Source organism: Paenibacillus sp. P32E (assembly GCF_001909085.1).
Classification (GTDB): domain Bacteria; phylum Bacillota; class Bacilli; order Paenibacillales; family Paenibacillaceae; genus Paenibacillus_AQ; species Paenibacillus_AQ helianthi.
This window is the reverse complement of sequence record NZ_LVYY01000009.1, coordinates 101,918-124,964: the sequence shown is the minus strand read 5'-3', so window position 1 is coordinate 124,964 and position 23,047 is coordinate 101,918. Positions and strand designations below refer to the sequence as shown.

At 47.0% G+C, this 23,047-nt stretch carries 19 protein-coding genes; 3 read left to right on the top strand and 16 right to left on the bottom strand.

Annotation, left to right across the window (positions count from 1 at the left end):
- Nucleotides 1–36: 36 nt before the first annotated feature.
- Entirely contained in the window at nt 37–1,392 is a 1,356-nt protein-coding gene (locus A3848_RS10405; RefSeq protein ID WP_074084892.1) for a glucose-6-phosphate isomerase, read from the bottom strand.
- Nucleotides 1,393–1,640: 248 nt separating this feature from the next.
- On the opposite strand from A3848_RS10405, the gene A3848_RS10400 reads away from it, so the two are divergent.
- Both A3848_RS10400 and A3848_RS10395 read left to right on the top strand, forming a co-directional pair.
- Entirely contained in the window at nt 1,641–2,543 is a 903-nt protein-coding gene (locus tag A3848_RS10400; RefSeq protein ID WP_074084891.1) for an NAD(P)-dependent oxidoreductase, read from the top strand.
- Nucleotides 2,544–2,637: 94 nt separating this feature from the next.
- On the top strand, nt 2,638–3,111 hold the full coding sequence (locus A3848_RS10395) for a GNAT family N-acetyltransferase (RefSeq protein WP_074084890.1): 474 nt from the start codon (nt 2,638–2,640) through the stop codon (nt 3,109–3,111).
- A gap of 439 nt (nt 3,112–3,550) precedes the next feature.
- Here A3848_RS10395 and ppnP read toward each other — a convergent pair whose 3' ends face one another.
- Both ppnP and tkt read right to left on the bottom strand, forming a co-directional pair.
- A complete protein-coding gene (gene ppnP, locus A3848_RS10390; protein WP_074084889.1) occupies nt 3,551–3,868 on the bottom strand; it encodes a pyrimidine/purine nucleoside phosphorylase in 318 nt (105 codons plus the stop codon).
- Between the two features lie 34 nt (nt 3,869–3,902).
- Nucleotides 3,903–5,951 carry a transketolase gene (gene tkt / locus A3848_RS10385; protein WP_074084888.1) on the bottom strand — a complete coding sequence of 683 codons (2,049 nt, stop codon included), beginning with the start codon at nt 5,949–5,951 and terminating at the stop codon, nt 3,903–3,905.
- A gap of 462 nt (nt 5,952–6,413) precedes the next feature.
- Between tkt and A3848_RS10380 the strand changes: the two genes are divergently transcribed.
- Entirely contained in the window at nt 6,414–7,061 is a 648-nt protein-coding gene (locus tag A3848_RS10380) for a hypothetical protein (RefSeq protein WP_178381964.1), read from the top strand.
- Between the two features lie 109 nt (nt 7,062–7,170).
- Here A3848_RS10380 and A3848_RS10375 read toward each other — a convergent pair whose 3' ends face one another.
- The 13 genes from A3848_RS10375 to A3848_RS10310 form a co-directional block, all read right to left on the bottom strand.
- Nucleotides 7,171–10,461, bottom strand: a complete 3,291-nt coding sequence (locus A3848_RS10375; protein WP_178381963.1) for a hypothetical protein — start codon at nt 10,459–10,461, stop codon at nt 7,171–7,173.
- A 561-nt stretch (nt 10,462–11,022) separates the two neighbouring features.
- A complete protein-coding gene (locus A3848_RS10370) occupies nt 11,023–13,278 on the bottom strand; it encodes a hypothetical protein (RefSeq protein WP_074084886.1) in 2,256 nt (751 codons plus the stop codon).
- Between the two features lie 3 nt (nt 13,279–13,281).
- The gene (locus tag A3848_RS10365; protein WP_074084885.1) at nt 13,282–13,878 is read right to left on the bottom strand and encodes a hypothetical protein; all 597 of its coding nucleotides are present in this window, start codon (nt 13,876–13,878) and stop codon (nt 13,282–13,284) included.
- 219 nt (nt 13,879–14,097) lie between these two features.
- On the bottom strand, nt 14,098–14,595 hold the full coding sequence (locus A3848_RS10360) for a hypothetical protein (RefSeq protein WP_074084884.1): 498 nt from the start codon (nt 14,593–14,595) through the stop codon (nt 14,098–14,100).
- A 20-nt stretch (nt 14,596–14,615) separates the two neighbouring features.
- Nucleotides 14,616–14,996: a hypothetical protein gene (locus A3848_RS10355; RefSeq protein WP_074084883.1), complete on the bottom strand. Its 381-nt coding sequence runs from the start codon at nt 14,994–14,996 to the stop codon at nt 14,616–14,618.
- 164 nt (nt 14,997–15,160) lie between these two features.
- Complete coding sequence (locus tag A3848_RS10350) at nt 15,161–15,373, bottom strand: hypothetical protein (protein ID WP_074084882.1); 213 nt, start codon at nt 15,371–15,373, stop codon at nt 15,161–15,163.
- 79 nt (nt 15,374–15,452) lie between these two features.
- Nucleotides 15,453–16,322, bottom strand: coding sequence for a hypothetical protein (locus tag A3848_RS10345; RefSeq protein ID WP_074084881.1), 870 nt, complete (start codon nt 16,320–16,322; stop codon nt 15,453–15,455).
- A gap of 15 nt (nt 16,323–16,337) precedes the next feature.
- On the bottom strand, nt 16,338–17,387 hold the full coding sequence (locus A3848_RS10340; protein ID WP_074084880.1) for a hypothetical protein: 1,050 nt from the start codon (nt 17,385–17,387) through the stop codon (nt 16,338–16,340).
- A 17-nt stretch (nt 17,388–17,404) separates the two neighbouring features.
- Complete coding sequence (locus A3848_RS10335; protein ID WP_074084879.1) at nt 17,405–18,952, bottom strand: P-loop NTPase family protein; 1,548 nt, start codon at nt 18,950–18,952, stop codon at nt 17,405–17,407.
- Nucleotides 18,949–20,013 carry a CpaE/TadZ family protein gene (locus A3848_RS10330; RefSeq protein WP_074084878.1) on the bottom strand — a complete coding sequence of 355 codons (1,065 nt, stop codon included), beginning with the start codon at nt 20,011–20,013 and terminating at the stop codon, nt 18,949–18,951. Before A3848_RS10330 ends, A3848_RS10335 begins: the two co-directional genes overlap by 4 nt.
- A 21-nt stretch (nt 20,014–20,034) precedes the next feature.
- The gene (locus tag A3848_RS10325) at nt 20,035–20,817 is read right to left on the bottom strand and encodes an SAF domain-containing protein (protein ID WP_074084877.1); all 783 of its coding nucleotides are present in this window, start codon (nt 20,815–20,817) and stop codon (nt 20,035–20,037) included.
- Between the two features lie 682 nt (nt 20,818–21,499).
- Nucleotides 21,500–21,775, bottom strand: a complete 276-nt coding sequence (locus A3848_RS10315; RefSeq protein ID WP_074084875.1) for a holin — start codon at nt 21,773–21,775, stop codon at nt 21,500–21,502.
- Nucleotides 21,776–21,787: 12 nt separating this feature from the next.
- Nucleotides 21,788–22,978 (bottom strand): N-acetylmuramoyl-L-alanine amidase family protein, encoded by a 1,191-nt coding sequence (locus A3848_RS10310; RefSeq protein WP_074084874.1) that lies wholly within the window; start codon nt 22,976–22,978, stop codon nt 21,788–21,790.
- Nucleotides 22,979–23,047: the final 69 nt, after the last annotated feature.

Genomic DNA, 23,047 nt, shown 5'->3' with positions numbered 1-23,047 from the left:
ACTGCTTGTATGAATGATCTGCGGTGTTCGGCAATACTATTCGGTAAGTCTGGCTTCGAGCTCTGCTTTTTCTTTCTCATAGCCCGGTTTGCCGAGCAGCGCGAACATATTCTTCTTGTATGCTTCTACGCCCGGTTGGTCAAACGGATTAACGCCCAGCAGGTATCCGCTGATTCCGCAAGCTTTTTCAAAGAAGTACACCAGGTACCCAAAGGTATAAGGCGTTTGATCCGGGATGGTCACGATCAGATTCGGCACTTGTCCGTCTGTGTGCGCCAGCATGGTACCCTGGAACGCTTTTTTGTTGACAAAATCCATGGTCTTGCCAGTCAGGAAGTTCAGACCGTCCAGATCATCCGGATCATTCTCAATCGATACATGATGCTGAACTTGTTCAACCTGAATCACTGTTTCAAAAATATTACGGTTACCCTCTTGGATGAATTGGCCCATGGAATGCAGATCCGTGGAGAAATCAACAGAGGATGGGTAAATACCCTTGAAATCCTTGCCTTCGCTTTCGCCGTACAGCTGCTTCCACCATTCGGATACAAAGTGCAGGGAAGGTTCGTAGTTGACGAGAATTTCCGTTGTTTTGCCCTTACGGTACAAAGCATTGCGGACTGCAGCATATTGATAGCTCTGGTTGGTAGCCACATCAGGATTGTTGAACTCATCGGCTGCGGCTGCGGCCCCTTGCATCATTTCTTCGATGTTGATTCCGGCCACTGCGATTGGCAGCAGGCCTACCGGTGTAAGCACGGAATAACGTCCGCCTACATCGTCAGGAATAATGAACGACTCATAGCCTTCTTCATTCGCAAGCTTCTTGAGTGCGCCCTTCTCCTTGTCAGTAGTGGCGTAGATACGTTTGCGTGCTTCTTCTTTGCCGTATTTCTTCTCCAGCGCAGCGCGGAAAATGCGGAATGCGATAGCCGGCTCAGTAGTTGTTCCGGATTTGGAGATAACGTTCACGGAGAAGTCTTTGCCTTCTACAAGGTCAAGCAGGTGTGTGATGTATGTCGAGCTGATATTATTCCCTGCAAAATAAACTTCCGGTGTTTTGCGTTTGTCTTTGGAAAGGTTGTTATAGAAGGAATGCGAGAGAGCTTCAATCGCTGCACGCGCGCCCAGATAAGAACCGCCGATACCGATAACGATAAGCACATCGGAATCCCCTTGGATTTTCTTGGCAGCCTGTTGGATACGGGCGAACTCTTCCTTGTCATACGCTGTAGGCAGATCGATCCAGCCCAGGTAGTCGGAACCTGCTCCACTTTTGTTATGAAGCTGCTCATGGGCCAGCTTCACCGGGGCGGCAAAGTAGTCAATCTCATGCTGGCTAAAGAAGGAAAGGGCTTTGGTGTAGTCAAAATTAATCTTCTTGGACATCGGTATTGGTAACCTCCTGTATATCTCTTTAGATTTGACACCGTTTGTTACAACTTTATAATAGGATACTTTAATTTGCCTGTACTGGCAAGGTCTTAAGGCACATCCCGGGCTTTAGTACCATGTTTTTGAAAGTTTTTGTGGAAGCGTTTGCCGCTAGAGCAAAGCACGGTTGTGTGGAACAAGCCCTGGGGGCGTGATAGAATATAACAAAGCATGCCATTTCAAAGAGCGAAGGTGGAAACGGAATGAAACAGATCGGCTTTATCGGACTCGGAACCATGGGTGCACCTATGGCTTCCAATCTGCTGCGCAGCGGATTTGGGGTTACAGTGTACAACCGGACATTAAGCAAAAGCGAACCTCTCAGGGCAGAAGGCGCCCAGGTGGCTGCAACATCTCAAGAAGCCGCCAAAGGCAAGGATGTTATTATTACCATGATCAGCAACGATGATTCTATCCGTGAAGTATTCTATGGCGCAAACGGTATCCTGGATGCGATCAAACCGGGGGCAACCGTAGTCGATTCCAGTACAATATCTCCTGGTTTGGCCCGTGAAATTGCCGCAGCCGTGGAGGAACGGGGTGGAAAGTTCCTGGATGCGCCAGTAACGGGCAGCAAACCCGCCGCCATTGAAGGTACACTGGTATTCATGGTTGGCGGCAGTGCTGATGTCATTGAAGAGCACCGGGATATCTTCGACTCTATGGGCAGACTGCTGCTGCATATGGGCGGCAACGGCAGCGGTGCAGTTGCGAAGCTGGCACATAACGCTATGGTCGGCATTCATAATGTCGCGCTCGCTGAGGGCTTCTCCATCGCGGTGAAATCAGGCGTTCCCGCTGACAAGTTCCTGGAACTGGTGAAGAACGGGTCGGCCGGCAGCAAACAAGCCGAGCTGAAGGGCCAGAAGATCATCGATAATGATTTCAGCAACCAGTTCTCTCTTGCGCTGATGCTGAAGGATCTCAAGCTGGCCTCCTCACTCAGTGACTCTACAGGTGTGCCTTCACCTATGCTTGGCGTAGCCAAAAGCATGTTCCAGGCCGGATTCAACCACGGCTTCGGGGACGAAGATCTGTCCGCAGTGGTCAAATCCTATGAAGAATGGATCGGCCAGAAGATCGGCGATGGCGCAAGCAAGGAATAAGCATTCTCTTCTCACATACCCAGGTTTTCATTTGGCGCAGCTGGAATTTCAGGCTGCGTCTTTTGATGGCTAAAATCCCAAGGAGGAAATTAATATGCTGTTTATCCAGTTAGCTGACCCGTTAGACGCCCCTGCGTTAGCGAAAGTCCAAAAAGTCACATTTGATCACGACGCCCGGCGGTTTCAGAACAAAGCTGAAGACGGACCACCGGGATATAGCTCCAGTTCCTGGCAAAGCGAGATGATGGAGAAAGGCCTATATTACAAGCTGCTTGCAGATGACTCTATCATCGGCGGAATGCTTGTATTCGCTTCACCGGATGAACGGGAATACCATCTCGGCCGTATCTTCATTGACCCGCTGTATCAAAACCGGGGGTACGGGCAAGATGCATTCAACTTCTTGTTCAGCACTTTCCCCAATGCGCAGAAATGGACACTGGATACCCCTTCATGGGCGGTCAGAAACCAATATTTCTATGAAAAGCTGGGATTTGTGCAGATCGCCGAGGTTTCGCTCGAACCTAGTGGAGAAACACTGATTCAATATGAACTCATAGATTGCTGAAGATACTGAATAGTCTGCTTCTTAAGCCATAATGAATAGGATTGCATTGCAGAATACAGCCCAACCTCTTTATTCTCAGACCTGATCCTAGTGCGGTTTGTCCCAGCGATTCCAGGTCGGGGTATTGCCTCACTACTCTCTCAATATCCGCATTACCGTATAGGAATATACCTGATTGGGGTTCACAAGGTTTGTAGCAACATAAAACTTAATAAAAATAACGTAACCTTATGTATTTCCTTGCAAAACCCTGACTTTATCACATTCCCATCTCCCATTCTATCTGCTTGAGGCACTCTGGCCCCTCTGGTAGCTAGTGAAGCATATGAGAATGTATTCATGTCGTCAATATTAATAATTAGTAGATTTATCTGCCTGAAACAAAAAAAGTGTCCCAGCAGCCGAAGCTGTTGGGACACTCTTCATTCCTTGGCTTAAATTACAAAATCGGGTAAGAACAGCAATAATCAGTTAATGCGAATACTTCCAGCGAAAATTTGGAGTTGCCGGGAACGTGGAAGGTGTCTGTACCCTTGATTTCTTTCCAAATGTCTGAGCCGGGAAGCAGCACTTTTAGATCGCCGGACAGAATTTCCATCGTCTCAGGGCCTTCGGTACCGAATTCATACACTCCAGGCAGCATGATGCCGAGCGTCACCTTAGTGCCGTCCTGCAATGTAACCGTGCGGCTGGTAACTTTTCCATCGTAATAAATATTAGCTGCTTTTTGAATTGTCGCGTTGGTGAACTGACTCATCTGCTTATTCTCCCCTTTGTCCTTAATCCGTCTATTATAGCAGGGCCTTCACGCGGCTGACTACATTGTCAACCGTAAAGCCATATTCTCTGATTACAGTATCGCCAGGTGCGGAAGCGCCAAACGTTGTAATACCCAGGATATCACCCTGATCGCCGGTGTAACGTTCCCAGCCGAAGGTTTGCGCCATTTCGATAGCCAGCCGCGCTTTGACTTCAGGCAGGATAACGGAATCACGGTAGGCTTTATCTTGCTTCTCGAACAAATCCCAGCTCGGCAAACTAATAACACGGACATCGATGCCTTCTTCGGCAAGAGCAACCTGTGCTTTCACAGCCAATTGAACCTCGGAGCCTGTTGCGATAATTTGTGCCTGCGGTGTACCGTTCTTGGAATCGGAAACCACGTATCCGCCGCGTTTGATGTTATCACGCACTCCGTCTACCGTGCCTTGCAGGATCGGCAGGTTTTGGCGGGTCAGCACCAGCGCTACAGGATTTGAAGTGTTTTCCATTGCGTAGGCCCAAGCGGCAGAGGTTTCATTGCCGTCAGCCGGACGGATCACCGTAAGGCCCGGAATGATGCGCAGGGAAGCGAGCTGCTCGATAGGTTCATGCGTAGGACCGTCTTCACCAACAGCGATACTATCATGCGTAAGCACATAAGTTACCGGAAGCTTCATAATCGAAGCCAGACGAACCGCTGGACGCAGGTAGTCGGTGAATACGAAGAACGTACCGCCGAATACTTTGAGACCACTGTGCAGGGCAATCCCGTTCATCGCCGCAGCCATACCGAACTCGCGTACACCGAAATAAATATTGCGGCCATGATAGGAATCCGGAGTGAATTGGTCGAGACCGTTCAGATGGGTCATTGTCGAGCTTTCCAGGTCAGCAGAACCGCCCACCAATTGAGGAACTCCCGCAGTCAATCCGTTCAGGGCATTACCGGAGGCAACACGGGTGGACACCGCTTTGTCTTCAGTTTTGTAGAATGGCAGATTCGCATCCCAGCCTTCAGGAAGTTCACCCTTCAGAGCCGTTTCGAACTGTGCTGCAAGCTCTGGGTATGCTTTTTTGTATGCCGCGAATTTCTCGTCCCATGCTTTGTTGGCTGCAATGCCTTTTTCCTTCACTTCAGCAAAACGGGCACGGACTTCATCAGGCACATAGAAGTTTTCTTCATATACCCATTTGTAGAAATCCTTCGTCAGCTTGGCTTCGTCTGCTCCCAGCGGGGAACCGTGAGTACCGCCGTGGCCGCCTTTACCTTGTTTGTTCGGGCTGCCATAGCCGATAACCGTCTTCACTTCAATCAGTGTTGGCTTGCTGCTGTCGGCTTGTGCTTCACCAATAGCCTTGCCCAGTGCAGGAAGGTCGTTGCCGTCTTCCACACGCAGAACCTGCCAGCCATAAGCTTCAAAACGTTTGGCAACATTCTCGGAGAACGCAAGATTCAGCTTGCCGTCCAGAGAGATATCATTGGAATCGTACATGACAATCAGTTTGCCAAGCTTCAAATGGCCGGCAAGCGAAGCGGATTCAGAAGAGATCCCTTCCATCAAATCGCCATCGCCGCAGATTGCGTACGTATAGTGGTCAATTACATTGTGTTCGCCTTTATTATAGGTAGCGCCTAGCTGAGCCTCAGCCATTGCCATCCCTACTGCCATCCCGATACCCTGACCCAGCGGACCGGTAGTGGCATCAACACCTGCAGTGTGGCCGAACTCCGGATGTCCCGGTGTCAGGCTGCCCCATTGGCGGAATTGCTTCAATTCTTCCATCGGCAGATCATAGCCGCTAAGGTGCAGCAGGCTGTACAGCAGCATGGAACCGTGTCCTGCGGACAATACAAAGCGGTCACGGTTGACCCAGGTCGGGTGCTCCGGATTATGATTCATTGTCTTCGCAAACAGCTGATACCCCATTGGAGCTGAACCCATCGGCATTCCCGGGTGTCCGGAATTTGCTTTTTCAATCGCATCGATAGCAAGCGTGCGGATCGTCGTGATGGCCAGGTTGTCCACTGTGGAGTTTTCTTTTTTGTGGATGGCTTGTTCTTTTGCCTGTTCAGTCATGAAAATAATCCTCCTCGAATTCAAGAATGTCATTTTGACTATTATTGTATCACTAAAGTGGAAGCATTTCCAATTGTTTTTGCAATCTCAATGTTCGAACAGCTTATATTTTGCGGTTTCAGTCTTATCTATGCATCAATTTTCCAGTGTCTTACAACAGCTCCCTCCCTTACAACAGCAGTAAAAAAACAGCCCGCACTATGAAAAGAACAGGCTGCCAGAGTAAAAATAGAGTATGATAGATTCATGAATGAAAACGTTTTATTTTAGATGTAACGGAGGAGTTATCCTCTTAAATATTCTGTAACATACATAAGACCAGTTTACAACTTAGGCTTTGGTCCAGTAACCGAATTAGACTAAAGTTTGTTTTACGATGCTGGAATATACAGTAAGATGGAATTACTTAAGTGAGCGGTTATACCAAATTATTCATATTTTCAGCAGAAAGGAATCGCGAAAATGACTGCAAATCATAATATCTACGTTGTACTTACCGGAACGGGCACTGCTTTTAGCGGGCTCATTAAATGGTTTACCAAAGCCGAGCTCAATCATGCTTCGATTGCCTTTGACTGTGAACTTCGTGAGGTCTATAGCTTTGGGCGAAAAAAAGCCTATAACCCCTTTGTCGCAGGACTGATCCGCGAGGACTTTATCCATCCCTTTTATAACAGTGCGGACTGTGCAATCTATCAGCTCCGAGTGAGCAAAAACGAATACGAAAAGATGTACAACCACGTGAAGGGCATGATGGAGCATCAGGACCGCTACAAATACCATTTGTTAGGCTTGATCGGAGTTCTGCTGAATGTGAAAATCAACCGGGAAGACGCTTATTTCTGCTCCCATTTTGTCGCCTCTGTGTTCGAAGAGTCTGCTGTTCATCCGGTAGCCAAGCCCTCCTGCTTCGTGACTCCCGAAGATTTCGCTGACTCTCTGTGCGCTCACAAAATCTTCAGCGGTAAGCTGTCCTACTATATGCGCAGAACACATAGAATGACAGGCTACGCTTCTGGTGTACATACTTCTTCAGGGTCCGCAGTTCCGGCTTCCGTTGCGGCACGATTGATGAGGCTGCAGGATGAACGTGCGGAAGAGGTTGTCTGAACACCCGCTCTCCGCACGCTGCTGCTTACATAAAATACTTCACATCGGTCAGGTTCAAGATGATCAGGTTCAAAATTCACAATGCTAAAGCTTGCGTATCCTCATCTTTCTATTTGACCCTATGGCTCTGAAAATATTCTGTCCAGTCTCCCAGCACCGTAACGGTTACCGCATCTATTTTGGTGTTATATTCATTCTTTGCGGTGAAAGTAAACGTAATTGGACCGTCTGGCAGTTTTTCAAAAATGGGATCGTACAATTCACCGTTCCATAATGTTTTACCGCTGTCTATAGGACTAAGCTGTGCCGTATACCCGCCAGACATTACTACATCAATCGTATCTGGCAGCCCGGTTGCATTCGCTTGCAGCACAAAGCGTTCTCCCGCCCAATACACGCTATACCCCCGCGGACTCTCTGCACTCCCGCTTTTATTCAAATTGTAGGCTTGACGGTTGGCATTCCATTCTGGTGTATGCTTGACCCCGCCCTTCACCGTAAGCAGATTGACCATAAAGTATTTACGGGGAGACACGGTGCTCCAGTTGAAGCCGTCATAGACCTCTACCTCTGCAGCATACTTCTGATTCTCCACCAAGGCGCTGGACGGTATTTGCCACTGTTCATCGCTTGATGCTTGTTCGCTGGACTGCGCAGTGACCGCTCCGGTAGTCAGATTAATGATTCTTACCTTATATCGCTGCTGGAGATCTCCGTCTTCGTCATGATAATCCCATTTGATGATTGGAGTCAGCGTACTGACGATCGTTGGACTAGCCTGGCTGGCGCTGGCCGGGTATGTGATATCAGCCGTAGGGATACGGTTCATAACCGTAATGGTTTGAGTCAGTTCCCGGTACAGCCCCAATGAATCCGTAACCCTCTGCCGCAGGGTAAAAGTTCCATTCGTACTGAATTGCTTGGTAAACGCACTCTGCGTCCCCGCCAAACTCTCCGCCCCACCTGATGGCTTCAGGTAATATTGATACCCGATACTATCACCTTTCGGTAAATCGGCATCTGTAGCTGTACTTTTAATCTGGAGTACATCTGTCCGGTAGATCGGCACGGTAGTCGCATCGCGTCCGGTATCTGTGATCAGGGTAAAGCCCGGATGCGGCGGATGGTCGATGATGAATGCTTTCTCATTCGAAAGATCCGACCATGCCTCTTTAGAGAATACACTTCCATACAGGTAGAAATATTTAAACCTCTCAAAGGTTTGATCGGGAACTTGATATTGCCGCAGCGATCCAGTGCTGTCCGTGTTTTCTACAGAATATCTCAGTAGATCATCTTCCTTTGAGAAAAAATCCAGGTGGAATTTCTCCTGAGCATCATTCTCCGGATCAGAATAGGTCCACTTAATCAAAGGATCTCCTTGAAGCTCGGCATCTATAATCGTTGGATTACTTGGTGCTCCCGGAGGGGAAGTCAGGACCATAGATGGTGCAAGATTCTTCGTCACACTCACTTGGAGTACGGCCACATTGGATTTATCTCCGATTTGGTCTATGACCCAATGCTCCAGGGTGTACACTCCTGGCTCTGGAAAGGTAAGATTCACATTTGATGTTCGGTATGACTTTATGGCCCCATCACTGTTTGTTACTTTCCAGTAGTAGGCTAAGGAGCCTTGATCGGATGTATCTTCGTCCACATCATCAGAAGAGTAGGTCAGGGTATCATACTGATGGGCCGTTGCAGAACCGTTTATTGCGGCTACAGGCGCGTGGTTTTTTACAACAAATGATCGTGTAGCATTGGAACTAAGCGATCCATCCGAAGCCGTTAGCCGCATTTCCCAGCCGTCTGAGATTGCCTGCTTCGGAGAAATCCCATTACGGGCAATGAGGTCCCGAATGGTCAGGGATTGGTACCGATTGTTACCAGACCAGTAATACGGGCTGTTGTTAATCCTTGCGTTCCATGTGTACGTGAGTGCATCGCCATCTTCATCCGGATCAGGGGTTTGATTATCCAGGGTGATCAGCGTGTCCCTATAGACTTCATTGGGCATGTTAAATGCGGCTACCGGTGGATGATTTACTACCTGTACGTTTTGGCTATACGTATCGGACCATAACCCCCGGTTATCACGCACCTGTAAGCTAATTTGATAATCTCCTACCCCATATGCTGCGATATTGGGCGGTATATTCGCGGCACCATAATGCGACCATACCGTGTTCCAGCCATCCTTAACCACATTCCATTTGTATGTATCCAGGGGGTCATTGTCCGGATCGAAGGATTTATCTATAATCGTTGTGGTCTTATGGTATGACACAATGCTGGGATTCACGGTGAACATGGCAACAGGCGGTAAGTTCCCCGCAGCAGTTCCCACCGTTCGCTGGCACCAATCACTCCATGCACCTGCCCCGTTATCTCCATCCACATCCCGCACCCTTAGCCGGATATCATAATTATCTTTGCTTGAGATTTCACCTGTTGGTTGACCATCGGTCCACATTTCTTCATAGCTTTTTTTGTACTGCCACTGCCATTGCATGAGCCCTTTATCTGCTCTGGATACATGGTCCAAATCGTATGAGCTGTCCGCAAGTACGATAGAGCTTCCGACAAGACGCGCTGTAAATAGAGCAATTGGCTTTCGGTGAACATGAAAGGTCATGGTGGAGGCAGCATCCTTACTCCACATTTGGTACTCAGCGAAACTACTCTCGGTTTTTGGGATATCTTTGGCCTGATACGTCACTACATATTCCCCTGTATAAGGAAAGGAGTTGTATAGGCTCGTTCTCCATAATCCGGAATCACTGATGATGCCCATAGAATTCTCAAAATAGTTAGGATCGTGCTGATATCTGACTCGCTCCATCAATTTCGGATCACTCTCATAATCCGTATAGGTTGTGCCGCTGTTTTCAATCGGACTGTTAACCAAAACGTAAGCATTGCGTTTCAATCGGTTCCTTACTTTTACAGTCATTGGTTTGGATTCTGTCATATTGGAAGGATCAGATACCTTCACATTGATTGTATAGTCTCCAGGGGGTAAGGAATCCTCAATGGCATCTATAGGGATCGAGAACGGCTTGTATCCTTTGGTTTGGGTTACAACTGTCTTTTTATAGAATAAGTTAGGGATTTCTGCGCTAACGATGAGATCCTCGTTATCTGGATCATGAACGTATCCCTCAATATTCATGGTGTTTCGTCCTGGTTCATTTTGCAGCACCTGATCATTTGGTGAATTAATACTAATGGTTGGTGGGCTGTTGGGAATCAAGGGGAATATGAGATTAAACCAAGTAAATACCGCTGGCCCCCCAAGTCCATCTTCTCCATCATAGCCGTCCCTACCGTCATTTTGTCCTGCCGCATAATAATAGGACATGGCAATACCGATTGGAAGCTCACCATAATAGTTCATTTCAATAACTTTTTTATAGGGTGCTTCTGTAGCCAGGTTAAATGTGGTCGTAAAAGAATTGCTCTCGATAGGAGCATGAAAAAAACCTAGATCTAGTGGGGTCCATTTTGTATGATAAGCATAAGAAAATGATGCCTGGGCCGGACATCTATAAACCATAGGATCATCATCTAGCCGTTCACCTTCCGGAATGGCTGCTACGCATAGACCTGCCTTGGCCTCCCGTTTATCTAGGCCACTATTTGAGGGTACTAAATCAGCAGAGACAGTAAATGCTGCTGTTGGACTGATATCAAAGGTCAATTTTTTTGTTGTAAGATTGTATTGGATGTTACTAAGTTGCTGGTCATTTATAGATCCCGATATGGTCCCAATATCTGAAAAGGAATCCGTTTTGTAATGTGCAGGTATATTAATATTTCTATAATGAATGATATTAGGATCTCCGGTATAAGCCTTTGCAATCATAGGTCCAAAAGGAAGATCAAAGAGCATTCCAATTAGAAGTACCATAAAAAATAGAATAAAGGTAAGCTTGTTTTTATTCATTGTTCATCCTCCTTACCAGGACCAATCCACCTCTGGTGCTCGGTTTTTCACTTCCACAATTCTTTCCGATTGTACCTGCCCATCCGAATTTGTGGATTTCCGGTCACCCGCCGTTACAAATTCATCTATCGTAGGTTGGCCAAATTCTTCAAACACAGTTAATCGCACTTCGTACTTACCTACTTGGCTCAATTCCATATTCAAGCGCTCTTGATTTGCATCACTATACAAAACCCAAGTTTCGTTATTAAAATTACCATCATTATTTGAGTCATAGCGATACTCCCATACTCTCCGGCCAATGACATCTTTATCTGGCGAATAGGACATATCATCAATGGAGACAAGAGCTTTGTTAGCATTTTCCGGACTTCGGTAAGCTACACCAGCCATGGAAAAGTAATTTACTGGCACTTCATCAGGGACAATGGTAAATGTAATGGAAGTACTTGAAGAGTAGCCCAGTGTATTCTCCACATAAACTGCAGCCTTATAGGTTCCGGGCTGTTTGAATAGCAGCTCTTTTGTCTCAAACTGCCCTAATGTTCCGCTATACTTAATGTCCGCATTGGAACCACCCGTAAGAGCAGTTAAAACAACATATGTTTTTTCTGGAACCAAAGGAAACCGTGTGGGGCTGGTACTACTATTTGTGAGTATGACTTTCCGGTTTTGCTTTAACGTTCCCCCCACACTTAAACGTGCGTATGGTTCGGGTTTAATTACAGTAACCTCAGTACTTGTGCTGCCGAACATAGAATCATTATCCACAACGGTTAATAGAATATTGAACGTTTTACCAACATCCGCTTGGCTATACCATGTAGTTCCGTTTGGGGCATTTCCTATTTTTTCTTGCGCCCCTGATGTATCCCACCAATAATCTTTGATATACCCATCGGGATCATAAGAACCATTCCCAAAGATTAAAACATCATCACCGGCCTTCACTTCACTAGGAGCACTAATACGGGCAATAGGCGGCTTTCCTTTAGGGGCTGGTGGGTTTACAACAGGTGGAAAGGTGACTGTCGGAGTATTCTTGTATACCCCTGCCGAAGTTCTCAGTTTAACTTCTAGCGAATCAATCTCTCCTGCTTTGGTATAAGCCTTTTTATTGAAACGCACGATTACTGACAAATCATAATTTTGAGTAAATTCTTCCCCTGAAAAATCCGCCTTATTAATTTCGAAGTCAAACTCTTTGCTTGCCGTTAAGGACTTGGCATTTTCCTTTTTCGTCTGCAATGTGTCGCTGCGGTCTTTCTTTTTAGCATAAAACACCCATTCTTTGATATTCGCTACATCCGAGTAGGCTTGAAGTTCACCTTTTACTGAGATCCGGACGGGTACTTTATCCGTGATTTTTGCGGGATTGGGATTGGGCTTAATGAGGGTAACGTCCCCTGTAAGGGTCGGTTCAGTGGGGAGATTGTAGTCGAAAGAAACATTGCCGCTGTATTTGTAGGAGGTGACGTTTGCGGAGGCGGTGAAATAATATTTCAGAAATGTTCTGTAACGCCTTCCTGTCGCCCATCCGCCCTTCCAACTATCGGGTAGATTCTCCGCATCATAGTTTATAGCTTCTGCATCCGTTTTATAATAAATGATAAATTGATTGCCGTTCACAATATTATGACTAACATATTGGGGTGGAAGAAAGTTCTTTAACACAGTTATTTGAACAGAAGATTCTATGATACTCGCAGGGTCTATAACTTGGTCTACACTTTTGTTGTACCATTTCACGCCATCCCTAGACACATCTGACTTGGTTGCAATTGTCATATCAGGGGGATCATCCCTAGGCACCCCCGAACCTTGACCATTTATATCACTATGCTTTTGAGTGTTTGAATACTGGTCCCACTGATTAATTTGCCAGCGTATTCCATCTGAGTATCTCCAAATAGAGTTACCTGGTGTCGTTACAAATGGCACATTCCATGAAGAATAATAGCCTGATATATTATCAATTTTTTGTTTCGCTTCTACTCCTTTCAGTGTGACCTTCACTTTACCGTTTTCAATGGAGAGGGCCACTTTTTCATTTGTACCATTATATTTTAGCGATGACATATTAATAGAAGAACTGGAGACTCCACTGGGTAAAGCTAAATAGTACGTCTGCTGGCTATTAGTTGATCCAGTAAGTATTTCCGTCGGTATAGATATTGTCTTGTTTTGTGAATCCGCAGCCTTCATAGAAACCGGGATGCTAAGGAAAAACAAGATAAAAGCAAGCGAAAAAATGTATATTTTATTCATTTTTTACTCCTTTACGATTATTTTTTGATCAAAACCACCGTCAATATTGGTATAAATACTTATAAATTTGGGTTCTGTGAAATACCCATACATTTGATAGGTAGTTAATTTTTGACCGGGTTTTAAAACCCAAGTATTTAGGGCTTCTTTACTATTTACTACATCAAATACTTTTTTAGGAGTTGGCCAATTAAGACCACCTCCATCGAAAGATAAAAACCATTTATCTTGTTGGTCTTTAGCGTTTCGTTGAACAATTTTATTGCTTTTATTTTCAATCGTAATTTTTGTCCATACCATATACTTAGTTGGGGCTTTGTAGATTCGATCACTATACCCATATTTCTTCATCAGCGCCTGTGCATCATTGGACTTCACATCGTAAATCATTAACTTTTCCAGCGTATAGCTGAACCCCCCGGACGTAATGGTCACCGGCAACTCAACTTCCTTTTTCAGACCAAACTTAAATAGGTTATCTCTGATAATCGGTGCAGGAGTTGCTGCAGCTGCATTTGCATTTGAAATCTCCCACTGACCTGCTACTGTACTGATTAACATTGTTGCTGCCATAATTGCTTTCATCATTGTCTTTTTCATCTTCGAACACTCCTGTTATTGTATTTGGATGCAGCCTGCTAAGGATCGCCTCGGATCATAATTACCAATCCGAATGCTAAATCACTTTTTACTCGTAGTATCAGTCTCCAGCTTTGGAGAAAAAGCACGTATAACTCAACCACGAGTCATCACAGTAGCCGGTAACTCATATCCTTCATAAGTCCATACTTTGAAATATTATCCATTCTAATTGGATGATTAATCATTCATCTTATACTCCTGCACAGCAGGAACGATGATGGCCTCCTGAACCTTCGCCCGGGAGATGAGCACCGGATGGGTCGTCTCAATAACGGCAATTACCGACGGACCTTGTATGTATTTAGTGATACCATAGTTGCTATCCTCGTAGAGAAAAGGAAAAGTAACTCCGCTGGATTGATCGACAATGTCGAACTTTACAATTTTCACTTGAGTTTGAAGCCTGCTGCCCGCCAGAGGGGACAGGCCGTCGTCCAGTCCCAGATTCGCTCGAAGGGATTGCCGGAATGTGGCAAAAGCTTCAGCGGGATCGATGATCAGACGGCCTTGTGCCCGGGCGGACTCATTAAGCTCCTGTGATGCGTCATGGACGGCTATGTTATTAGCATCCTTGAGCATGCTGCGTAGCATGTCCCATTCCTGATTCTGAATCTGAAAAAACCAGGAATAGACGAAGATCAGTAGAACAAACGCCAGCTTAATAATATAGTCCATAGATTAGGCTCATCCCTTAATCAGTCGAGATACTCACTCATGATAGAACCGTGCCCGTAATAACGAGTGGGCTGGGCCACTCCGGAAAAATTATACGGGAAAAGATTCATTCGTGGTGCTGAGATATACACATCCATGCGGCGCTTGCGTTCCTGAACAGTTTCCGTGCTGCTTGTGATATGAATCGAAGCCTCAGGAAATCCAACAGCCTTTAGATTCGCGATGACCTCACTTTTCATTGAAGCCGTGACCATCCCCTCCGTTGCCGCTTTTTGCGTAATATAGGAGGTATTGGCCTTGACCTGCAAATCGAGCAGATAATCAATGTAGGTGAAGATGGGCTGCAGGATAATGAACAAGACAAGCCACATGAATAATGCCCGGAGAACGGTAGCTTTCAATGCCTACGCCCCCTCTTAATACTGCTCGACTTGTTTGGTGTGTGTGATGATATCGTCCTGGCTGCTGCCGATAATGTTAGTTGCCGCTGCGATGAACATGCCCGCAATCACAAAACCGATAGCCAGAAACATTGCGACTGATATGGAGTCTTTTTTCATCGTGATTAGACCGAAGTGTGGAACTGGGTCTGGGCGAGTGTAGCCGATGACCCGTCCTCTACCGGTTGCACCATAGTGACGCCTGGTATGGTTGGTCTGTTGTCGTCCGCAGAGTTAATGACATCCCGAACAACCGGAATCAAAATGGCAATTACGATGGCAACACACAGGAATCCGATAGCGATGAACAATCCAGTAGAAATAGCGTCTTTTTTCATTGTTAATATCTCCCTTTTCATTTTATATTTTTAAATGATTCTTGAATATAGAAAATTTCATACGATGCAATTCATCCACTCACTGAAACATCCCCACCCCATTGAAGTTGCCTTTGATTAGCAAAATGTACTGCATTGCCAGCGACACAATCATTAGGAAAGTGGCGATGGAGGGAATCACGTTGATGATGGTGGAGACGTCTCCGATGAAGGACCATTTTTTCAAATACTGATCACTGGAGATCTTGGTAATGATCTTGCCTTGCTCCCGCAAATAATTGGCTGCTTCCGTATCATCGTCCATCCCCTCCGTAGCCAGCAGAATGGAACGGATATCGTTGATAAAAGCGTGATTGTCCGGGAATTTACCGCAGAACCATTCAATCGCCCGTTCAGTCCCTTCATCGACTGCACGTTCGGACAGCTCATACAGATCCTGGCGAATGTAATTAAAATGTCCGGCCGTTCCGGCGCAAAAAGCTCCAAACTGCACGTAACCCCGCTTGCGCAGCCGATTGTTCTCATAGAGCCGGATGAAGGAGATCAACTCACCGTCTTTTTGAATGAGGGTCTTCTGATGCAGCCAGGCGAGCAGCCACCCCAGCGGAAGATATCTTAATGGACTGGTAATCAACAGAATCAGAGCAACAGCAAGTAGATCATAGATAGAAAAAGCCTCCGAACGAAGGAAGTCTCCTGCCCCCTGAACCAACAAATAGATCATTGCGGCCGAATAGCGGAACAGTGTGATTTTGCCTGCGGAAAGGGTTAGTCCGCTGTTATTCAACAGCAGCTGCAGCCGCTCATTGTGCATCCGTTCTCCGAGTATCTTCCACCTGGTACCCAGCCGAAGCAGATAACGCTCCTGTCTTGAACTGCTGCTCACAAAAACCAGCAACGAAAGATATACAATTCCCAGTACAGCAATCAAAAGTAAGAGTCTGTCCATAATTCATTCATCACCTTAGTGGTAGTCCAGCTTTGGCCTGGCGAGTATGGTACTGATCATGAAAGAGATGAACAGTCCAGCAATAATAATCATCAAAAACGTCAAACCCACAGTGGTCTGAAACTGCAATTTGAAATAAACATCCGGCTTCAGCATGTAAATAAACGTTCCGACGGATGACACGAGAACCACCAGATTGCCGTACAGTCCTAGACTAATCGCGTCCCTGCTGCCCGCCTTCACTGTCAGGATCGTCTCCCGCTGCTGCTCCATGGAGCGGCTTAGCATCATAAGCGTGTTCTTCAGATAACGGGTGCCCTCTTTCTCGCAGTAGAGCAAATCCGAGACAAATTCCACGGCAAAGGTAGTTCCAATAGCCCCAGCAAACCGCTCTGCCTCACGGGTCAGCTCCCGTTCATTGCTATAGTTGGAGAAGGCCGCTCCCAGCAGTCTCAGCGGGGTTTTCAGCACACTTTCTTCCGTTAAGAATTCAGCGGTTTTGGTTAAAATCGAGTCTACCGACAGGTGAGTAAATTTGGTGGCGATTTTGATCACATCCAATAGATCGTAGCTCCCGCGCACCTTGCGTTGAGCATAGAGGTATCTCGTCCGCAAATAAGGAATACTGGCTGCAATGACTGCAACAAAGAGCGGGAAGCGCCAATTCCCCTGAACCGGAATCCGTTCATCGAAGCTGATGCCCTCCAAAAACGGATTACTGAAGCTCAAATGTCCCGGCAGTTCGCTTAGGGTCAGCATTCCCGAGAGAAACACGGCGCTGAACAGAAACAACGTGTGAATCAAAAAACGCGTGACACTAATCCCCGGCTCATACTTACGCTTAGCAAAATAGAGCAGATCGTCCAAATGCCGGTACAGCCACCTCCGCTTTTTATTGCTGCTGACCCTTTTACCAAAAAGACTAATCCGCAGGCTCATCCGCTGGTCGATCTTTTGTCCAAGCTGCCTTAGATGCCTCTCAATGAGCGGCTTCACCAGCAGCCACAGGCCACCGGCAATCAATAAATGAAAGGCAACCTGAAGCACATAAAATAACAGCTCCATACGCTCTCCCCCTCATTTCATTCGTTCAGGACAATCTTAGACTTGAGACTCTCCTTCAGCGGTCCGTCCATCGGTTTCAGCGCAGCCAGATGCCCAAGCTCCTGCAGAAACACCCGCGAAGCGCGCGGATTTTTCTTCTTCATCTTCTGCATCAGGCCGGCCGTCAGCTTGTCGTTGTAGCTCCAGGCGGACTCTTCTTCTTCCCAGCGCATCAGATCATTGGCAAATACGGAGTTGGCCGCTTCGTCATAGTACACCTCTGAGATCCGGGCCAGCCGCTTTTTTCCGTCCGCTACACTTTCCAGAATAAACACCAGCTCACAGGACTTCAGCGCAGAGATCAGATGGCCCTTCAGGCTGCCGCCGATCCGGGTGGACACCGCAAAGGCACCCTGATAAGGAATATCTTCCGAATCCACCGTATGAAAGGTTCCTGTAATCCCGTCATAGCCCTTTTCACCGCTCCACAGATAAAATTCCCATTCGTTATACCGCATTTCCGTCATATAGAGAATGTTCGGATCATGCCGCAGCGACTCTACCCCAACCTCCATCAATTCCTCATTGGCTGCCTGAATCGGGATAATCCGATGGCCTTTGATCTGATACGGCAAAATCGACTCCGGATGCTTTTCGATCATCACGACTCCCATGCAGGAAGAGGAACCGAGCAACTGCTCACCTACAACCGTGTTGGCAAAAGTGGTTTTACCTGATCCGACTGCACCGGCGATAATGGTGTTGCGGAACGTACCCGACAGCGCGCGGATCAGCTCAATAGCTTCTGCAGGGATACATTCGGTACCGGCCTGATCCTCCAGATCCAGGAACTCCACTACCTGCCGCCGCAGCGAGATCGTGGTGAAGCCCTCCCACACCCTGGGCGATACCCAAATCGCGAGCCGGATGAAGCGGCCGGGCCAGAGGGGATCATCCATTTTGAACTCGACGGAGGGGTTATCCTTGTTGAGTTTTTTGTTGGGGTCGCTTTTCAGCAAGGAACGTTTGAGCTGTTCAACCCGGTCCAGTGAAGGCATCTCATAGGGATACACCACAAATTTCCCGCGATGGTTATAAAAAATCTGCCGTCCGATCATCTGCAGCCCGGTAGATTCGCTATAGGCCCGGTCAGTGAACCAGCGGTAGGCGGGTCCAAATCCCTTCCATTCGTGAAACAGCGCCTCTGCCGCTGTCCCGTAGGCATCCGGCACTTTGCCGGTAAACGGTGTTTTGCGCAGATATTTCTCGATCTCATTCATGAAAAAGCTAACGGCCTGCGGATCCCCGATCAGCGCCTTTGCATTTAGCTCAAAGTACCCGTCGTCCTCCCGCTCCAGCTCGGCGTTCATGTCATTTTTCATTTTTTGCAGAAAACCGTAAAAGTCCTCCTTGCCCGGCTTGCAGGTACTCAGCACTTTTTGCTTCAGTGAAAACAGCCTATGGTTGTCCTGTAGAATCGGCAGCCGTAACGGCTCATGTACATGTTCCAACGCTTCGACTTCAAGCTTCGTCTCCTTCTGCTGCTTCCAACTTGCCGGCCATACCTCATCCCGATATTCAATCATTGAAAAATCCCCTTCTTTCGGACTTCCGGTGCCATACCGAGGGATACCAGCAGCGCGTGAACCTTGTCGTCCACCTGCTGCAGCTCTCTTTTGCCCAGTGGAAGACTGTCCTGAAATGGCTGGTAATAGGGCAACTCAAGCAAAATCTCACTGCCGAAGCGGAGGGCCAAATTCTTAGGTGAGCTCATTTCCTCCACATTGCTGCGGTTGATGATCCACTGGAAATCCTGCGGATGCAGATCCATGTGTCCGGCAAGCTCCATGAGCGGCTGAAGGCGGTACTCATGCTTCGGATGCGTAACCATCATGCGCAGAGCCGTTTTCTGCATCCCCACATACCATGCGGCACTCTCGGGAATGGACCCGAAGTCGGCGACTACCACATCGGCATTCCCGGCGGCTTGGGTAAGCAGATATTCAATCTCCTCCTCCTGGTAATCCTGAACACTTAAATAATCAAAATTGCCCGGCAAATAGGCGTACCCTTCCTGCTTAACCAGACTTTCAAAGTCCGCTGCCTGGAGCATTTTACCGGTCATCCGGGGGCGCAGCCTGTCGAGGCTGATGGCCGTCTTACGGTCGAATCCGGGATCATACAGATCAAGTCCGAGCAGAATCACACGTTGGCCAGCAGCGGCAATCCGCCGGGCGAACAATTTGGCGATACTCGTACAACCGATACCTGGACCGGAGCCGAAAAATCCGACGAGATTACCGCGCTCTTCACGCTCATCCTCCAGAATGTAGCGCAGCTTCTCCACAATCGCTGAAGAGGTCGCACGGGGCGGGATAAAGAAAATCCCCAGACTTTCACATAACATATGAATAGCCTGATAGCTCCTTACCCCCTTTTGCCGGTAAATATATAATATGGAGGAGTTCGGATAACCCTGCCGCAGTTCACTTAAGCCTGAAACGGGCACCTGTTCGCTTGTAACCATTAGCATCTGCCCCTGAGTCTGTGAAGGCTCGGGCAGGACATTCTGCGTAACCACCGTGAATCCGGCAAGCTTGAGCTCATTGATGGTCAGCTGATCCATCCCATAACTGAATATTTTCATTTCATTCTCCTCCCTTCCCTTTTACTCAACACGCACTATCCACAGCTTTTTACCTTGCTCCAGATATTGTCCAAGCCGTTCGCCGTCACTTTTTTTCAGCTTCAGTTCGGGTGCAGCTACCTTGCCGGTTGAGGTGAAGCGGTTGTTCGTGTTGCCATTCTCGGAATCCTGGACATCATTGTTGTCTTCAGTTCTTACATAATTTACAGTGACTCCGGTGAGAAACACCTTGCGCGGAGGGGCGGGGAGCTGTGATTCCAAGGCTCCTGTCCCTGCTGCTGAACCATTTGTGCCGGATTTCCCATCACCTGCGGTTGCGACTGAGGCTCTATATCCGCTATTCCGCGCCTGATCCGCCAAATCGCCTTCGACGAGATAAATATCCACCTTGTCTCTGCTGCGCAGTGAGCCGTTGATCGCATAGATCGCTTCCTTGGGAATCGGGAAAATCCCCTCATCCTGCTGCGGCTCCAAATCACTGACATCCACAAGAGCTGCCGTCAGAATACTTCCGTTCGTCAAATTAACATTAGTGATCTTATGCTCCACCTGACTGATGTCCGTAATTACCCCTGAAGGAATATCCTTGGTCTGGACAGAATCCAGATAAAGGTCACTTGGCTTAAGCTCATAATTTTTAGGCAAAAAGCTGTCCTGGGCCACTTTGATCTTAACTACAGTCTGCGACAGCACGTATGGCTTGAAGTACAGATCGTAGCCGAGCAGACCGCCGAAGCCGATAAGTAAAATGAGAAAAGCAAACAAATAATTGCGTCTTAACAAATGTCCCCGCTGTGAAACCAAGCGTTTTCCCCCCTTATAAATGAGTTAGTGAACACGACAAAATACACTTTGGCATAGTGCGCCAAAATGTCCGGTAAAATGCTTTATAACCGTGTATATTTGTAACATCTTTTTGTCTGTATCTGTACAGTATGGTAATCCAGCTATTTCACTGGTTATTTTGAATATTTTTGTGTCCTACAATTGTAATATCTTTTGGTTTATATCTGTTTGTATCTGTCTATTATGTTACCCAAAAGTTACCCGAGTAACATTATTGTCCACAATGTGGATAACTAATATGTGTTCCGCAAATATGCTGGCATGGCATCCACAAATGTCCATGCGCCCTTATGATGGACATATCGGTATGATGTACCACCCTGTTCAATGTATATGACTTGATTCGCTTCAGGTTCCCGCGGGAACGGTGTACCTTTATCACCGGTAGCCACGCCCACCCACCTGTGCAACTCTTCATAGGTTGATGCTCGATGCAGGATAGCCTCTGGCGTACATTCCGGCCACCCTCCGCGCTGTAGGACATACGCACACACCTGTTGTGCCATGTCTATGTTAACCAGATCTGGTTTGATGGGCATTTGATCACCTCAAAGGCAGTATAACGCAAAAAAAGCCCCTGCACTATGCAGAGGCTTGTCCATCACAACGTTACTTGGTCGTACATTAATTCTAACATTAACTACTTGGAATTAGTAGTGCCTGGATTGTTTTTAAATAGCTCAAAAAGACCGGTTGCCGACAGACCAGCGAATGCACCAGCCCATAGGCGAGGTACTAACTCAAGATCAGTAAAGATAAATGCAGCATATCCAGCGCCTAAGCCAAGCAAGAGTCCGATGATTGGGATTAAATTCTTCGGAAGGGTAACCGTAGCCTTCACCAGATTGAGCAGCGCCACGACGATTACAGACAATGCAGACGCAAACGCCATTACTTGAGCAAGCAAATCATTCATTTTAAGCCCTCCTTATAATGTGTAAATGAGTACACGTTTGGTGTTAATTGAATCCGGGTCCAGGAACACACTGCGGACAGCACCTAGGTCCCGCAGATCCGTACTTTTAATGTAGCTGGTACCGTCATAATTCTTCGTATCAACTTTTGTGTCACCGACGTAAACACTACGCAAGGCATATGACCACTTTGCACCAAGTGCATTAAGAACGAGTTTAGCCGGTACCCAACTTTTACCCTCGATCAGCAGACCATCATAGTTGACCTCATTCATAATCACATCTACTGGATATGTTCCGGTAGGTGTTTTTCTAACTCCATACTTCACGCCCAGGTATTCGCAGATCCCTTGAGCCATTGCCACGGCGAGTTTATTTTGGAACTCTTCATTAAAGAGCAAATCTTCTTCTTCAGGATTAGTTAAGAATCCAGGTTCAATCAGCGCTGCTGGCATGGTCGTGTTGCGGCACACCGAAAGGTTCTGGTACCTGCACCTGCGGTCCGTCAGGCCCGTTGCTGCCATTAGGTATTTGTGAATGATCGTTGCAAATGGTTTATCAATATCTTTTGTATATAGCGTCTCAGATCCTTTTGCTTCCGCATCTCCAGCGTTTGCGTGGATAGATATAAATACATCTGCACCAGCCTTATTAGCGATCTTGGCGCGATCCACAAGCTCTACAAACACGTCTGTTGAGCGGGTTAGTATTACATTTATCTCAGGGTTATTCTTCAATAACTCTTTTACTTTAAGGACCATTGCAAGATTAAAGTCCTTCTCAAGTTTACCGGATTCACCTATACCTCCAGAGTCTTTCTTTCCATGCCCGCCGTCAATTATGGCTGTCTTCATCTGATACCGCCTTTCCGGGCATATGCCCTCCTGTAATCTCGTTGAAGATAAATCGTAGTTCTTCGCTGGCGACCGCTTGGAACGCCCAGCACCACGGTATTCTCTTTGTGGTAAAAATGGATCGCCGCCCAATTTTGTGATTTGCTTGATGGTCCACGACTTGAGCTGGACCTCCTCACTTTGAAAATACGGAAAATGCCTCTCCAGGTAATTTCTGAAGAGGCGCATTCCGCTGATTCGTCCGATTTGATACACAATGAATATGATCAATCCGTCCCATTTGAAGTTATCCGCAGTCTTGTAGAGGAAGTACGGTAGGTCATAGCATAAAAACTGGATCAGGCTCCACAATCACATCACCACCGTACAAGAGTAAATCCCGGACCGTTGGCCCACAAAAAAGCAGCACCAGATAGAGAG

Bases quoted from the DNA above. Each gene is read 5' to 3' on its own strand.
- tkt (WP_074084888.1), bottom strand. From the start codon at position 5,951: ATGACTGAACAGGCAAAAGAACAAGCCATCCACAAAAAAGAAAACTCC.
- A3848_RS10350 (WP_074084882.1), bottom strand. From the start codon at position 15,373: ATGAAAAAAGACGCTATTTCTACTGGATTGTTCATCGCTATCGGATTC.
- A3848_RS10405 (WP_074084892.1), bottom strand. From the start codon at position 1,392: ATGTCCAAGAAGATTAATTTTGACTACACCAAAGCCCTTTCCTTCTTT.
- A3848_RS10375 (WP_178381963.1), bottom strand. From the start codon at position 10,461: ATGAACTATTATGGTGAGCTTCCAATCGGTATTGCCATGTCCTATTAT.
- A3848_RS10330 (WP_074084878.1), bottom strand. From the start codon at position 20,013: ATGAAAATATTCAGTTATGGGATGGATCAGCTGACCATCAATGAGCTC.
- A3848_RS10395 (WP_074084890.1), top strand. From the start codon at position 2,638: ATGCTGTTTATCCAGTTAGCTGACCCGTTAGACGCCCCTGCGTTAGCG.
- A3848_RS10345 (WP_074084881.1), bottom strand. From the start codon at position 16,322: ATGGACAGACTCTTACTTTTGATTGCTGTACTGGGAATTGTATATCTT.
- A3848_RS10365 (WP_074084885.1), bottom strand. From the start codon at position 13,878: ATGAAAAAGACAATGATGAAAGCAATTATGGCAGCAACAATGTTAATC.
- A3848_RS10360 (WP_074084884.1), bottom strand. From the start codon at position 14,595: ATGGACTATATTATTAAGCTGGCGTTTGTTCTACTGATCTTCGTCTAT.
- A3848_RS10370 (WP_074084886.1), bottom strand. From the start codon at position 13,278: ATGAATAAAATATACATTTTTTCGCTTGCTTTTATCTTGTTTTTCCTT.
- A3848_RS10400 (WP_074084891.1), top strand. From the start codon at position 1,641: ATGAAACAGATCGGCTTTATCGGACTCGGAACCATGGGTGCACCTATG.
- ppnP (WP_074084889.1), bottom strand. From the start codon at position 3,868: ATGAGTCAGTTCACCAACGCGACAATTCAAAAAGCAGCTAATATTTAT.
- A3848_RS10340 (WP_074084880.1), bottom strand. From the start codon at position 17,387: ATGGAGCTGTTATTTTATGTGCTTCAGGTTGCCTTTCATTTATTGATT.
- A3848_RS10380 (WP_178381964.1), top strand. From the start codon at position 6,414: ATGACTGCAAATCATAATATCTACGTTGTACTTACCGGAACGGGCACT.
- A3848_RS10335 (WP_074084879.1), bottom strand. From the start codon at position 18,952: ATGATTGAATATCGGGATGAGGTATGGCCGGCAAGTTGGAAGCAGCAG.
- A3848_RS10315 (WP_074084875.1), bottom strand. From the start codon at position 21,775: ATGAATGATTTGCTTGCTCAAGTAATGGCGTTTGCGTCTGCATTGTCT.